General features: G+C 72.5%; 10 protein-coding genes. 5 read left to right on the forward strand and 5 right to left on the reverse strand.

The features are described from left to right. Positions 1 to 132 precede the first annotated feature (132 nt). The 3 genes from O145_RS14310 (at position 133) to O145_RS14320 (ending at position 5,415) form a co-directional block, all read left to right on the forward strand. Positions 133 to 2,736 (forward strand): PrsW family glutamic-type intramembrane protease, encoded by a 2,604-nt coding sequence (locus tag O145_RS14310; protein WP_052375223.1) that lies wholly within the window; start codon positions 133 to 135, stop codon positions 2,734 to 2,736. A 186-nt stretch (positions 2,737 to 2,922) separates the two neighbouring features. After that, positions 2,923 to 3,267 carry an NTP pyrophosphohydrolase gene (locus O145_RS17705; RefSeq protein WP_229118604.1) on the forward strand — a complete coding sequence of 115 codons (345 nt, stop codon included), beginning with the start codon at positions 2,923 to 2,925 and terminating at the stop codon, positions 3,265 to 3,267. A gap of 834 nt (positions 3,268 to 4,101) precedes the next feature. Further along, positions 4,102 to 5,415: an alpha/beta hydrolase gene (locus tag O145_RS14320; protein ID WP_229118605.1), complete on the forward strand. Its 1,314-nt coding sequence runs from the start codon at positions 4,102 to 4,104 to the stop codon at positions 5,413 to 5,415. 101 nt (positions 5,416 to 5,516) lie between these two features. Here O145_RS14320 and O145_RS14325 read toward each other — a convergent pair whose 3' ends face one another. Continuing rightward, positions 5,517 to 6,179, reverse strand: coding sequence for an arsenate reductase/protein-tyrosine-phosphatase family protein (locus tag O145_RS14325; RefSeq protein ID WP_043564205.1), 663 nt, complete (start codon positions 6,177 to 6,179; stop codon positions 5,517 to 5,519). Positions 6,180 to 6,699: 520 nt separating this feature from the next. Here O145_RS14325 and O145_RS19955 point away from each other — a divergent pair. Both O145_RS19955 and O145_RS14330 read left to right on the forward strand, forming a co-directional pair. After that, positions 6,700 to 6,804 carry a ribbon-helix-helix protein, CopG family gene (locus O145_RS19955; RefSeq protein WP_411265966.1) on the forward strand — a complete coding sequence of 35 codons (105 nt, stop codon included), beginning with the start codon at positions 6,700 to 6,702 and terminating at the stop codon, positions 6,802 to 6,804. Between the two features lie 1,032 nt (positions 6,805 to 7,836). After that, a complete protein-coding gene (locus tag O145_RS14330) occupies positions 7,837 to 9,582 on the forward strand; it encodes a DUF885 domain-containing protein (protein WP_043564207.1) in 1,746 nt (581 codons plus the stop codon). Between the two features lie 71 nt (positions 9,583 to 9,653). Here O145_RS14330 and O145_RS14335 read toward each other — a convergent pair whose 3' ends face one another. From O145_RS14335 to O145_RS14350, 4 genes are all read right to left on the reverse strand, one after another. Then, positions 9,654 to 11,057 (reverse strand): amidohydrolase, encoded by a 1,404-nt coding sequence (locus O145_RS14335; RefSeq protein ID WP_043564208.1) that lies wholly within the window; start codon positions 11,055 to 11,057, stop codon positions 9,654 to 9,656. Positions 11,058 to 11,119: 62 nt separating this feature from the next. Then, positions 11,120 to 11,374: a hypothetical protein gene (locus tag O145_RS14340; RefSeq protein ID WP_043564210.1), complete on the reverse strand. Its 255-nt coding sequence runs from the start codon at positions 11,372 to 11,374 to the stop codon at positions 11,120 to 11,122. After that, positions 11,371 to 11,583, reverse strand: coding sequence for a hypothetical protein (locus O145_RS14345; protein ID WP_043564211.1), 213 nt, complete (start codon positions 11,581 to 11,583; stop codon positions 11,371 to 11,373). Before O145_RS14345 ends, O145_RS14340 begins: the two co-directional genes overlap by 4 nt. 116 nt (positions 11,584 to 11,699) lie before the next feature. Next, positions 11,700 to 13,208, reverse strand: a complete 1,509-nt coding sequence (locus O145_RS14350; protein ID WP_043564212.1) for an amidohydrolase family protein — start codon at positions 13,206 to 13,208, stop codon at positions 11,700 to 11,702. Positions 13,209 to 13,733 lie beyond the last annotated feature (525 nt).

Consider the following 13,733-nt stretch of genomic DNA (forward strand, 5'->3'; position numbering starts at 1 on the left):
ATCCGGCCGGCTCCTCCGACTTCCGCGCCCCCGGCCGGCGCAGCGGGGCCGATGCCTCAGCCCGGCGCGTCCCGCGTCGCGCCCCCGCCCGGCGCTCCGAACTCTGCGGGTCCTGCTGGCGCACCTCGCGTCGTGCCGCCTCCCGGCGCGGCCCGGCCCGCGGGAGCGCCGCCCCTGGTCAGCGCGCCCGGCGGGTACGGCGTCGTCCCCGTCCCGGATGCGAGCGGGTACCCGGGCGCGGGCGGCCACTCGGGCGCGGGCGGATACGGCGGCCCGGGTGCCAGCGGCCCGGGACCCGCAGATCGTGCCGGCGCGGGCGATCCGGCGGGCTCGCCCCGAAAGGCCGACCTGGAGTGGTGGGAGCGTCTGGGGGCGCGCCTGCGGTCCTGGCGCGCCCTGGTGGTGCTGCGCCGGATCCAGGCGGTCGTCGTGTGGGCGTCCTTGCCGGTGATCCTGGTCGCCCTGATGGTCAACGAGACGCTGCGCATCAGTCTCGGGGCGTGGCTGGGGACCATGTGGGTGGTGTTCGCCTGGTTCTGGATGGCACGCACCAAGTCGGTCTCGTGGCGGCTGATCTCGGGAGTCTTCGCCGCCTCAATGCCGTGGGCGGGCGCCGTCGGCCTGCTGTCCCTGCGACTGGTGGCCGCCGCCGGCGTCAGCGCGAAGACGCCTGCGGCGACCATCGTGGTGGCGGGGGTCGCGGAGGAGCTGTGCAAGCTGGCGCCCCTGGCGGTCCTGGCGCTGGCGGCGCCGGGGAGGATGCGCCGTCTGCTGGTGTGCGACTGGCTGATACTGGGCGTGGCCGCCGGCGCGGGTTTCGCGGCGGTGGAGGAGATACTGCGGAGGATCGCGTACCTGTCCGCGCCGAGCACCCCCGGCCTGATGCTGGCCACGGCGCTGTGCCCGCCCGGGGCGAGCCAGATGCTGAAGTGCCTGGGGCTGCCCACGTTCGGCCTCTCGCCGTTCTCCGGCTCCTTCCCGACCGCGCTGTCCTACAGCGGCCACGCGATGGTGACGGGGATGGTGGCCGCGTGCATCGGCCTGGGGCGGCACCTGTGGTGGCGCTGCGGCAGCCGAGCCGGAGGCGGCGGCGCGGGCGCCGTCGTCGGCCGGGTCCTCTCTCCGCTGGTGCCGCTGCTGGCCCTGTGGGTGGCGATCGTGGACCACCTCGCGTGCAACGCGTCGCCCCGTACGCAGGCGTGGGGCGAGACCGGCGGCAAGGCGCCCTGGCCGCTGGTGGACATCACCAGCACGCTGACCGGCAGCGGGCAGGGCCGGGGCTGGCTGGTGCTGCTCCTGCTGGTGGTGGGGGCGGTGCTGGACGCCCGGGTGCTGTGCTATGGCGGGTACGACGACGGGCTGCTCGACGACCTGGGCGTGTGCGAGGGGCGCGTCGGCGGTGGCGCGATCGGCGCCTGGCGGTGGAGGGTACTGGCCCGCCTGCCCCGGTCGGGGGTGGGTCGGTGGACCGCCGACGTCGTCGACGCCCTCGTCCTCCCCTGGCTGGAGTGGCGCCTGGTGGTCCGGGCGGCCGGGGAGGGCAAGGTGCTGAATCGGTTCCGGCTCCCGATCTGCACGGTGGTGGGTCTGCGTCGGGAGCGGGACGCGGCCGCCCGGACCGTGCTGGATCCCGGACGCCAGTACCGGTGGGTCGTGCGGGTCCTGGCCACGCTGGCGGTGCTGGCCGGTGTTCTGGTGCTGATGCAGGTCCCGACCATCACCCATGATCTCAACAGGCAGCTGGCTCCTCACCTGGGAGGGGGCTGGCTGGCCGGGGTCCTGGACATGCTGGGGGACCTCTGGGACTCGCTGTCGCCCATGGAGCAGGGGCTGCTCATGCTGGCGGCCGGGGCTTTGGTGGTGTTCTCCGGTGGGGGCCTGGGGTTGGCCTTCGATGTGGGCCTGGGGCTGGCGATGCTCAGCTCGGCGCACGATGCGGCCCGGTTCGTGCGCGATCCCCAGGGGACGGTCGCCCGCTACCTGTCCTCGCACACCCCCGGGGAGATCGCCCTGGACGTCGCGACGTGGATCGCCACCATGGTCGCGGGAGGCGGGGTGAGTGCAGCTGGCGGCACCCTGCGCTACGGCGTCGAGGCCGCCCGGGAGTCCCGCCGGTGGCGCCGGGCGAAGGAGGCCTTCGAAGAGGCGGCCGAGGAGGCGGCCGAGGAGGCGGCCCAGCGCCCGGTCGGGCGGCGGCCCGCCTACGCCTATGCTGATCCCCGCAGGACCCCGCACCCCCACCGGGGCGCACCCGACGACGGCGTCATGCGACGCTCCTCCCAGGGAGGCAGCGGACCGCGCCGCCGCGCACAGCCCGAGCCGAGGCCCGAGGCCGACCCGCGCGCCGGCGTCGACCGAGGTGACAACCGGGACTACAAAGGCCAGTTCACCGATGGCAACAAAGGAGCTCACACCTATGACTTCGCCGAGTGGCAGGTACGAGAAAACTACCGTAGACTGGCGGAAAAACGAGGGCATCCATTGCGGGAGTTGCTTGCCGAAAAGAGACTGGCACAGGTCAAGGGCTCCAGCCACGGGCGCTACTACGACGGACTCGCCCAGAGAGACGACGGCACCTGGGTCGGAATCGAGGCCAAGTACGGAACTTCGCCTTACCCGAAAGAACAGAGAGCTTTCGACGCGCTCGTATCCCCGGACAACCCAGCCACCGCCACTCTCGGCGACGGGAGAGTCATCAAGATCACCGGAGTATACGTCGAGCGGATCAAGGAATAATTCCCCGAACCGGCTCGCGACAAGGAGAGGTACATGAGAAGATTAGCCACATGGATAATCAGTTCAGAAACAGGGCACTCGGACATCTTTACCCTTCCACAGACTCCGAAGAATATTGCCGACGAGTTCGCACACGATTTGACATATCCCACCTTTTTGGACGGGCAAGATTATTTCGCCTTGGGCGTGTGGGCTCTTCCGGAGGGCTGTGATTTCCCCGACGACGTTCCCGAGGCCGAGCAGAGCAATTTCTATATGCAGGCGGGGGGCTCCAACCGGGGTATGACGATCGAGGTGCGCGTCCCGGACCCTGTGAGCGGGTACGCGCACTACGTGGTGGCCCGCGAGCCCGTCAAGGACCCGGACGCGTGGGTGCCGCTGAGCTGGAATAACGGGGGCGACGAGCCCTTCACCACCCACGTCCACCCCGAGGAGGTCTTCACCGGCCAGCAGGCCGTCCCCGTCTTCCGCGCCTACATCCTCACCGGCCAGATCCCACCACCCACCCTCCTGCGCCGCATCACCATCTAGAACCAGGTAAGCCCGGCGCTCGTGCGGCCACGACCCGCCCGACGCGGCGCAACAGCCCGTTGGCGGAGGCCGCCCGAGTGCGGACATGTGACTCAAGGGGCGATCCGCGCCCACGCGCTGCGAGGTGGCCTCACACGGATCCACCCGAACGGAAGCGCTCCCGCGGGCTGGAATGCCACATCCCCGGGCGCACGCACTGCGCCGGACGACCATGACGCGTGCTGGTGGTGCGCAACGGTCCTGGCCCGCTCCAACGGCGCCCTGCAAAAGTCCGCTCTCGGTCCTGCCCGGCAGGCGGCGGCCCAGCGTGCCCGCTCTGTCTGCGCGGACCAGGGCGCACCGCGCGAAGCGAGTACGGGCAACAATGCCAGCGAACCAGTGAGCGTCACAGACGAAGACACACCGGACCCGCAAGCGCGTCCGACAATGCCGGCGAACCGGTGGGCGTTACGCCTGCGAGACCGATGATTGCGCCGTCTTCGAATGGGCAGGGCGCCCGGGTAGACGTTACGAGTGCGAGGCCGGCGAACAGCCAGTGAGCGCCCAGTCGGTGCACCAGGCTGTCGATCCTCGCTCACGTCGGTCCAGCCCGCGCAGGCATTTCCTCTTCTCCGCAATCCGTGCGACCCCGGCTCGCGCCACGTAAGGACACATGACGGGGCAAAATGCGCCTGCCACGGGTCGGCATCCTCAAGAGGGCCGCCTCGCCCGCGCGAGGCGCCGAACAGGTCCGAGCCGGGGCCGCCGGTCACCACGGGGGCCGCCTCGCCCGCGCGAGGCGCTCAAGACACCGCCTGCACGCCTCGCAGCCCGGACCGTGCCAGGATGCCTCTCATGACCGAGACCACCCCCACCGGGCCCGTCGAACCCACCAGGCCCGCTAGACCCGCGCCACCCGCCTCATCACTCACGCCGGCCTCCACAGCCTCCACAGCAGCCCCGGCCACGCCAGCCGCCGCACCCGCCCGACCACATGCGCCTGACACGACCACACCGGACACACCAGCCCCCCTGACCACGGACATCCTGGGAGAGCCGTGGGTGGCCCGGCGCATCGACGTCGTCCCCGATGAGGACGCGGCTCCCGGAGCGGACCACGCCGTCCTGGTCCACCAGCGCGGGGCCATTCCTGCCGTTCCCGCCACTCCTGCCGGCACCGCAGGGACGCCGCGCCACAAGCGGGCCGTGCTCTACCTCCACGGCCGCAACGACTACTTCTTCCAGACCCACCTGGCCGACGCCTTCCTGTCGGCCGGCTACGAGTTCTACGCTCTGGACCTGCGCACCTGCGGGCGGGCGGGCGTGGGCCACCCCTCGCCGCACGACGTGCGCGATCTGCGCGTCCACGACGAGGAGATCGGCGAGGCGCTGCGAATCATCCGCTCCGAGCACGGGCACGACGTCGTCGTCCTCAACGGCCACTCCACAGGCGGGCTGCAGGCGGTCATCTGGGCGGCGGACCACCCCGGCAGCGTGGAGGCTGTCACGCTCAACTCCCCCTGGCTGCAGCTGAACGCCTCCGGGCTCATGCGCTCCTACGGGTCGGCCTACGTCGACGTGCTCTCGCGCCGCCGCCCGGAGCGGGTCATCGACAACCCGGCGGAGGTCAGGGCCCGCAAGCGCCTGGCCGCCAGGGCCGCGAGCCCGGGAGGCGCGCAGGGCACGGTCCCCAGCGCCGGGACCGCGGTGGGGACCGACCCCGAGACGGCCGAGCCGGACCTGTACGTGCGGTCCCTGCACCGGCGCTGGGGCGGCGAGTGGGACTGGGACCTGAGGCTCAAGCCCTCGCCGTCCTTCCCGGTGCGCGCGGGGTTCCTGGCGGGGATCCGCCGGCTCCAGCGGGAGGTGCGCCACGGGCTGGGCATCAGGGTGCCCGTGCTCGTGTGCTGCTCGACGGCGTCGAACGGCCCCGAGGCCAGTGACGAGGAGGCTCGCCACAGCGACGTCGTGCTGTCGGTGGAGCAGATCGTCGAGCGCGCGGCCTTCCTCGGGACCGACGTCACCATCCGGCAGATCCCGGGCGGGGTGCACGACCTGGCGCTCTCGCCCCCACCGGCGCGCGAGGAGTACTTGGCGACCGTGACCGGGTGGCTGGCCGGCCGCCTGGGACTGGCCGAGCGCCTGAGGCAGACCGGGCGCCTGAGGTAGAGGCGGGTGGCGGCCTGTCGGCGGAGGCCCAGGCGGCACAGGCGGGCAGCCCAGCAGCGGGGCGGCCCGCGGCCTGCCCCAGCGGCCCGGCCCCCGCCCTCTCAGCGCCGCCGCTGCGCCGACAGCTCCGCCAGCGCCGGAACGAGGGCGTCGCACACGCGCTCGACGACCTCCAGGGTCTTGACGAAGTCCTCCATCGTCCCGTACCAGGGGTCGGGCACGTCCAGCCCGTGGTGCGTGCGGGCACCGACGGCGGCCCAGTGCCGCTCGTCCCCGGCGACGGCCGGGTCGAGCTCGCGGAACATGCGGATGCGGTCGGCGTCGACGCCGAGGCGCTCGGCTCGGCGCAGCAGCTCGCGGCGGTGGGCCGAGGTCATGGCCAGCACCAGGTCGGCGCCGGCGAGCTCGGCGTCGCCGATCCGGTGGGCGGCGTGGTCGCGGATGGCGACGGCGGCCGCGCGCGCAGCGGCGTCGCCCCCGGAGCCGTAGCCGCGCTCGGCCAGAAGACGGCGCGCGCGGCGGTCGATGGGGTTGCCGTGCTCCTCGTCGGAGACCCCGGCGGAGGTCACGACGACGCCGGTGGGCCCGCAGGCGGGGACGCCGGTCGCGGCGAGGCGGTCGATGAGCACCACCTCGGCCATGGCCGAGCGGCAGATGTTGCCGGTGCAGACCATGGAGATCGCGTAGGGGAGGTCGGGGTCGTGGGGCGCAGGCAGGTCGGAGGGCGCGATGGTGGTGGGCATGCGGGCCAGGGTCTCGCTCATGGAGCGGGTCTGGCAAGCCGGGCCCGGCCTTCAACAGGGAGTCATCCTGAGCTCTTTCATCGGCGCCCCGGCCGCGATTGCCCTCACCGGTCCTGCTCCGGACAGACTGGAAGATGCCTCCAGCCCCTACCCGGGAGAGCGACAGGCCGGCCCGACTCCTCGTCGTCGCCTACCGACGAGCGCCCGCGCACGGTGGAACTACCGAACCGGAGAGCTCGGGACCACCATAATCTCGTGGCAGTTGAGAGGACGTGCAGCGCCGAGAAGCACTATCCGATTGCGGACGGCCTGCACGCGCCGCACAACCGGTCCTGCTCCTCGAACGCTTTGATAAAGCATGGGATAGGCCGGGGAGGCTGTTGATCTGATAGGGGTCCGGCGCGCGACGGGCAGATGCTGGAGGTCCTCATTCACCGTCGCCGACCCGGCACCATATGCCTGCTCCACGTTCTGTACCTGCGTCCTACAACCTGGAAACGGGACACATGGCACCGGCCGCTCGCCCAAGCGACAGGTCCGTCTGCCGGAAGACCCGGACGCAGCGCTTCAGGCCCGCATCGATGCCGAGCAGCGCACAGCCAGCGAGATCATGCGCGACGCCCTCACGCAGTACCTCGCATCCTGAACCGGCCCGCGCAGCCGGCCCTGCTGGGGCGCAGCATCCTAGCACGGGCGCCCGACTCGCTTACTACGCTCCTTTGCCCCTTACTACGCTCCTTCTTCTCGTACAGTAAGGAACAAAGGAGCGTAGTAAGCGCCGGGACACTAGATGAGCGACTCCGGGGGTGCTGGTTCTGTCCGGTCCTCGTGGCCGTGCCGCCGGGGAGCATCTCTTTCGTTGGACCGTCCCGGGTTTGCTGGAAGCAGCGAGGTCATGGAGGGCGCTGTAGAGCGCAGCCTCAACCACCACCGGGCACCATCGCGCTCCCGCCACATGTGGCTCGCCGGCCGTGTGGACCGCCGCACGCATCGCCGACATCGGCCGCTGACTCGAACGATCTTCATGACAGGGTCTGGAGCGGCTCTGGCGTCTGGTGGTGCGGCCGGTTGGCGGCCGTAGGTTCGTGGCTGTGGTCGCGGGCGGTGCCAACCGGGAGGGCACGTTGGCGGGGTTGCACATGGGAGGAGAGGGCCTTCGTGGGGTGAGTGCGGTGTTTCGTTGAGATTCTGCGGATCTTCGAGGATCGTCACGACTGGTTGGCGCGCTCCCATGTGCGCGCAGGGGGTCTGCGCACATGGGAGCGCGCCAACCAGTCGTGACGGGCACTCGAGAGCCGCGGGATCACGCGGAAAACTCGCGCCCGCCCCAGCGAGCTCCTCCCCTCCCATGTGCAGCCCGCTCCTCCGGCCGAGCCGCCGCGCGCCGTCGGCGCCGACCAGCCCCAACGACTTCCGCAACAGGGCTCAGATGTGTGATTCCGGAGGCGCGGGGCGCGCGGGCGGGGAGCCTCAACGTCAACGGAGGGTTCGCAGCGTGAACGTACCTTATCTCCCATCCTTCTGACCTCTACCCCCAGAAGGATGGGAGAAAGGTACGTTCATGTGGGATGGGAAAGGCACGTTCACGTTCCGACGCACTCCGGCCCGCTCCACGCGGGCACCAGGGCGCCGCACCCGTCCCGCGCCCAGCCCGGAATCAATCATCTAGGCTCGGTCCGTGACCCGCTCCTCCGCAGAATCCGCCGGGCCCGTTGAGCCCGGCGAGACCCGCCCCAACGCCGCCCGCCCCGCCACCGCCGTCGACACCATCGCCGAGCGCTACGTCGCGCACCTGGCCGACCTCTCCCCGGAGTTCGCCGTCTACAACGGCCTGCCCGGTCGCCGCGGCGAGCTCGACGACTACTCCCCCGAGGGCCTGACCGCCCTGAGCGAGCTCGACCGCTTGACCCTGCGCGAGCTGGAGGCCGCCGCCCCCGCCGACGACGTCGACCGCGTCACCGTCGCCGCCATGCGCGAGCGCCTCACAGTGGGCGTGGAGCTCGCCGACGCCGGCGAGAGACTGCGCAGCCTCAACAACATCGCCTCCCCGGTGCAGTCGCTGCGCGACGGCTTCGACAACCTGCCCACCGGCACCGAGGAGGACTGGGCGGACTTCGCCTCCGCCCTGCGCGATGTCCCACGAGCGCTGACCCAGTACGCCCAGAGCCTGCGCCTGGCGCTCGCCCGCGGCGACGTCGCGGCGCGCCGCCAGGTCGAGGCCGCCATCTCCCAGGCCCGCGACCAGGCCGCGCAGGCCACGAGCTCCTACACGGCGCTCATCGACGGCGCCGCCACCGCCAACGGCGCACCGATCCCGGCGCCCCTGGCCGAGGAGCTGCGCACCGCCGCCGCCACCGCCCGGGAGGGCTTCTCCCGGATCGCGGACGTGCTGGTCGCCGAGATCCTGCCGCACGCCGGCGACCGCGACGCCGTGGGCCGCGAGCGCTACGAGCGCTTCAGCCGGGACTTCCTGGGCGCCGTCGTCGACCTGGACGAGACCTACGAGTGGGGCCGGGAGCGCCTGGCCGCCATCGACGCCGAGCAGCGGGCGATCGCCGAGCGGCTCTACGGGCCCGGGGTGGGCGTGCGCGAGGCCCTGGACCGGCTCAACGCCGACCCCGCGCGCACGGTCCACGGAACGCGGGCGCTGCAGGAGTGGATGCAGGCCACCTCCGACGCGGCGATGGCGGCCCTCGACGGCGTCCACTTCGACATCCCCGCCCCGCTGCGCACCCTGGAGTGCCGCATCGCGCCGTCGTCCACCGGCGGCATCTACTACACCGGCCCGAGCGACGACTTCTCCCGACCGGGCCGCATGTGGTGGTCGGTGCCGGCGGGCACAGAGGACTTCGCCACCTGGCAGGAGCGCACCACCGTCTTCCACGAGGGCGTGCCCGGCCACCACCTGCAGGTCGGCATGCAGACCCACCTGCGCGACGAGCTCAACTCCTGGCGCCGCCTGGCCTGCTGGGTGAGCGGGCACGGCGAGGGCTGGGCCCTGTACGCCGAGAAGCTCATGGCGGACCTGGGGTTCCAGGACGACCCGGGCGACCGCATGGGCATGCTCGACTCCCAACGGCTGCGCGCGGCCCGGGTCGTTCTCGACATCGGGGTGCACCTGGGCAAGGAGCGGCCGGCCGAGCTGGCGGACCTGCCCGGCGTGGGCGAGGGCGTCTGGGATGCGGGCAGCGCCTGGGCGTTCCTGCGGCACAACGTGGCGATGGACGAGCCCTTCCTGCGCTTCGAGCTGGACCGCTACCTGGGGTGGCCGGGGCAGGCGCCGTCCTACGCGGTGGGCCAGCGGCTGTGGGAGAAGGCGCGGGACGGCGCGCTCGCGGGCGGGACGAGCCTGAAGGACTTCCACACCCGGGCGCTGCGCCTGGGCAGCGTGGGGCTGGACGTCCTGCGCGGGGCCCTCGCCTGACTGGGCCCCGCGGCGGCGGACCCGCGGCCCCCTCTTCGCCGAGATCGGTCGTATTCCGGCTCGAGATCGGTTCAGTCCCAGAAGTGCTCGACGTCGACGGCGCCGCCGGTGGCCTCGAAGTCGGCGCGCGCGGCGGCGCGGAAGTCGGCGTCGTGCAGCCAGTCCAGAGCGACCGCCGCCAGCCCGTAGGCGCCGTCGACGGCGGCCGCGTCCCCGGTCGGCGAGCCGGCGGCCCGCGCCATCTCGCGGGTGTGGAGGGCGACGTCGGCGCGGTCGGTGACCCTGATGAGCGGGTGGATACCGGGCACGCGCTGGGAGACGTTGCCGAAGTCGGTGCCCGCCGCGATCGTCTCGGGCACGACGCCGAAGGGCAGCGGGTCGCGGCCGCGCTCGCGCTGGGAGCGGACCCAGGCGGCGGTCAGCGGCCCGTTGGCGCGCACCGGCATCTCATTGGTGTAGGACGGGGTGATGATCTCCAGGCCGGTGCCGGTCATGAGCGCGGCGCCGCGCAGGACGTCCTCCACGCGCCCCACCAGGTCCTTGAGGGTCTCGGGGTACTTCGAGCGCACGAAGAGGTTCAGCTCGGCGCGCTCGGGAATGACGTTGGGGACCCGGCCGCCATCGACGACGACGGCGTGGAGCCGGTCCATGGGCAGGATCTGCTGGCGCAGCAGGCCGATCCCGTTCAGGACGAGGGCGGCCGCGTCCAGGGCGTTGCGCCCCATGAAGGGCTGGGAGGCGGCGTGGGCGGGCACGCCGGTGAAGACGGCGCGGATACGGCGCACGCCCAGCCAGGTCTGGTCGGCGACGTCGTGGGCGTAGGAGTGGGTCTGGATGGCGGCGTCGACGCCGTCGAGCATGCCGGCCAGGGCCAGGCGCTCCTTGGCGGTGTCGGGCTCCTCGGCCGGAGTCGTCTGGAGGACGACGCGGCCGGGCAGGGCGTCCTCCGCGCGCCGCGCGAGGGCCGCCAGGGCCAGGAAGGCGCCCACGGAGCTGGCGCACATGACGTTGTGGCCGCAGGCGTGGCCGATTCCGGGCAGCGCGTCGTACTCGGCGAGAATGGCGATGGTGGGGGCGCCGGAGACGGCGTCCGGACCGGCGCCGTCCGGGGCGCCGGGACTGTCGTCGTCCGGGGCGCCCGGGCCGATCGCCGCGCGCAGGGCCGTGTCCATGCCGTAGACCCCGACCTCGGCCTCCAGGCCGTGGGCGCGCAGGATGTCGGCGACCGCGGCCACAGCGTGGTGCTCGCGGTAGCCGACCTCCGGGTGGGCGTGGATGTCGTGGGAGAGGGCGACGATCTGCGGGGCGAGCCCGGCGACGACGTCGGCCAGCGCCTCGCGCAGAGCAGCCGGGGCGCCGTCGTCCTCCCCCAGGGCGGCGGCGGGGGCCGCAGCCCCGGCGCGCGCGGCAGCCTCGGCGGCCATCCGCTCCTGAACAGCACGACAGGGCTCAGTGGGACGGGAAAGATCACGCATGGGGCCATCATGCCCCTCGGCGGGCGGCGCCGCTGCGCACGGGCGGCGCCGGGAGCCGCCGCTCAGGTGCTCAGCCTCTTGCTCGCGCCCCGCTGGGTCATGCCCAGGATGTCGCCGATCTGCTGCCAGGAGCGCCCGCTGTCCCGGGCGCGCGCGACGGCCGCGTCGAGGTCGGCCTCGGCCGCGGCCAGGCGGAGCTGGGCCAGCGTGATGTCCATGAGGCAGGGGTCGCTCGTCCACGCCGCCACGTCGGGGCCCTGCCCGTCATTGGTCTGCTCGACCTCCCGGAGCATCTCCTTGACGCTTCGCACGGTCATCGCCTCCTGGAGTACTTCGATCGAGCTCTCATCGCGTGGAACACCTGGCCCGCCTCGTCGACCGCGACCTCGAGGAGGTCGCCGAGCCGGTCCGAGCCGAGAACCATGACATAGCCGTCGTGGTAGTGCATCTCGCGGGGATGGGAGAGCGCCTGCTCAATGTCCTCGCGATGGACGCCGTGCCTGAAGGCTCTCCGCTGATACCCCATTCGGTCACTGTAGTTGTCAAAACGTTATATCGGCGGAGCCTCGCCGCTTTCCGGCACCGGACAGGCTCACGCCGCCCCGCGTCGTCAGCCGCGGCGGGGCCGGGGCGCCCCCGGCCTCATACCCGGGGGTGGGCCCGGCGCCGCTCGGCGCGGGCGCGCCACACCCCCAGGGTGGCGGCGGGACCGATCGGCCCCAGCCCGCCCAGGGAGTCGTCCACCAGCACGGGCACGCCCTCGAGCCGGTCGGGCACGAACTCGCGCCCCCGCGTCACCACTAGGCGCAGGTCGCGCAGGACCGCCAGGTCCTCGCGCGGGTCGCCCGCGACCGCAATGAGGTCGGCCTCGAAGCCCTCCGCCAGCACCCCGGTCACGCCCGCGCACCCGATGGCGGCGGCCGCCCGAGACGTCGCCGCGAGAATCACCTCAGCGCGCGGCAGCCCCGCCCACTCCAGCGCCTCGAGGCCGCCGACGTAGCCGCGCTGCGGAACCGCGGGGATCCCGGCGTCGTGCCCGACGACGATCCGCACCCCGTGCTCCCACAGCCGGCGCACGGGCGGGGCGTAGGAGTCGTCGCGCCGGAGCATCCGCGGCATGTCGGCGGTCATGGTGCACTCGACATACACGCCGGTGCGCGCTATCTCGTCGGCCAGGGCCGCATCGAACTCGCTGTGGCCGCGGTCGGTGATGAAGGAGGCGTGGGCGACGAGATCGACGCCTGCGCGCACCGCCCGCTCAATGCCCTGGGTCCCGTGGGCGTGCGCGGCCGTCCACTTGCCCAGACGGTGCGCCTCGGCGAAGAGCACCTGAAGCTCGTCCTGGCTGAACTGGGCGAACCAGGGCGCCGACCCGCCCGTCATGAAGCCGCCAGTGGCCATCACCTTGATGGTGTCGACCCCCATCTTGTGGTGGCGGCGGACCTCGTGGCGGATCTGGTCGATGGAGTCGACCTCCGCGCCGGCGTGGTGGGAGTGCCCGCCGGTGGTGGTGATCTGCGGCCCGGAGGCGATAATGCGCGGGCCCCGCACGTCCCCGTTGTCAATGGCGTCGCGCACGGCCACATCGACGTAGTGCCGCGCCCCCAGGGACTGGGCGCTGGTGACGCCGACGCTGAGCAGCTCGCGTGCCGAGCGCACGGCGTTGAGGGTGAGGCGGGCGACCTCGTGGGGCCCGTAGTCGGGGTACTCGACGGCGGTGCCGGATGTGGGCAGGTGGTCGTGGGTCTCGATGAGCCCGGGCATGAGGGTGGAGCCGGGCAGGTCGAGGCGCACGATCCGCTCTGGGTCGGCAACGGCCAGGTCGGCCCGGGAGGACGGATGGGCCAGGTGGGCCTCCGCCTCGGCGGCGGTGCCCGCGAACAGAATGCGCTTGCGGCCCAGGAGCACCGCTCCTCCGCGGCCGGCGCGCCGGGCGTCCTCGGCCGGGCCTGCGCCCTCGCCGTGGGGTCCGACAGCGGGGATGTCGCCTATGACCTCAAGAGTGCCGGGCGCCTCACCGCGGCGTCCCGTGATGAGGCGGTCGGCGGTCACCAGGACGGTGGAGCGGCCGTCGAGGCGCTCACCGCCGTCGGTGGGAGGGGTGATCCACCCGGTGGTCTCGCCGGGCGCAGGGAGGGGGTGGTCGGTCATGGCGCCAGGATCGCAGGTTCTCGCGCCTCCGGCCCTGTCTGCTCGCTCTCCCCGGAGCCAGTCGTCTGGGCCGGTTCTGGGACAAAACGCGTTCTGGGGCGCCGGCGAGGGGGCTCGGGCGGTGTGCCGGGCGGAAAAGGTGGCTCCTACGCACTTTTAGCTGCCCGTACCACCCCGTCCGCGCCACAAAACCGCGGAAACATGCCGATCCTCACCGCACCCGGGAACGGTGAGCGCCTTAAAAGCGCGTAGGAGCCACCTTTTCCTGTCAGGGCCGGTCTTCAGGAGGCCGTGGAGAACCGGCTGGACAGCCGCCCGACGGCCACCCGGCCCCGCGAACCGGTCTCGGTGCGGAAGCGAACCGGTCTCGAGCCGGAACACGACCGATCTCGACGAGACAGGCCGGCAGGGACCGCGAGCGGGCCGCACGTCCGGACGCCCGGACGGAACACACGACGAGCTCCCCTCGACGCCGAGCACGCCCGGCTGCCACCTCGGCGTTAATCATCCAGCGCACGTAGGCCG

The sequence above is a fragment of the Actinomyces israelii DSM 43320 genome (assembly GCF_000711965.1).
Taxonomy (GTDB): domain Bacteria; phylum Actinomycetota; class Actinomycetes; order Actinomycetales; family Actinomycetaceae; genus Actinomyces; species Actinomyces israelii.

Bases quoted from the DNA above. Each gene is read 5' to 3' on its own strand.
- O145_RS14335 (WP_043564208.1), bottom strand. From the start codon at position 11,057: ATGCGTGATCTTTCCCGTCCCACTGAGCCCTGTCGTGCTGTTCAGGAG.
- O145_RS14320 (WP_229118605.1), top strand. From the start codon at position 4,102: ATGACCGAGACCACCCCCACCGGGCCCGTCGAACCCACCAGGCCCGCT.
- O145_RS14325 (WP_043564205.1), bottom strand. From the start codon at position 6,179: ATGAGCGAGACCCTGGCCCGCATGCCCACCACCATCGCGCCCTCCGAC.
- O145_RS14350 (WP_043564212.1), bottom strand. From the start codon at position 13,208: ATGACCGACCACCCCCTCCCTGCGCCCGGCGAGACCACCGGGTGGATC.
- O145_RS14345 (WP_043564211.1), bottom strand. From the start codon at position 11,583: ATGGGGTATCAGCGGAGAGCCTTCAGGCACGGCGTCCATCGCGAGGAC.
- O145_RS14340 (WP_043564210.1), bottom strand. From the start codon at position 11,374: ATGACCGTGCGAAGCGTCAAGGAGATGCTCCGGGAGGTCGAGCAGACC.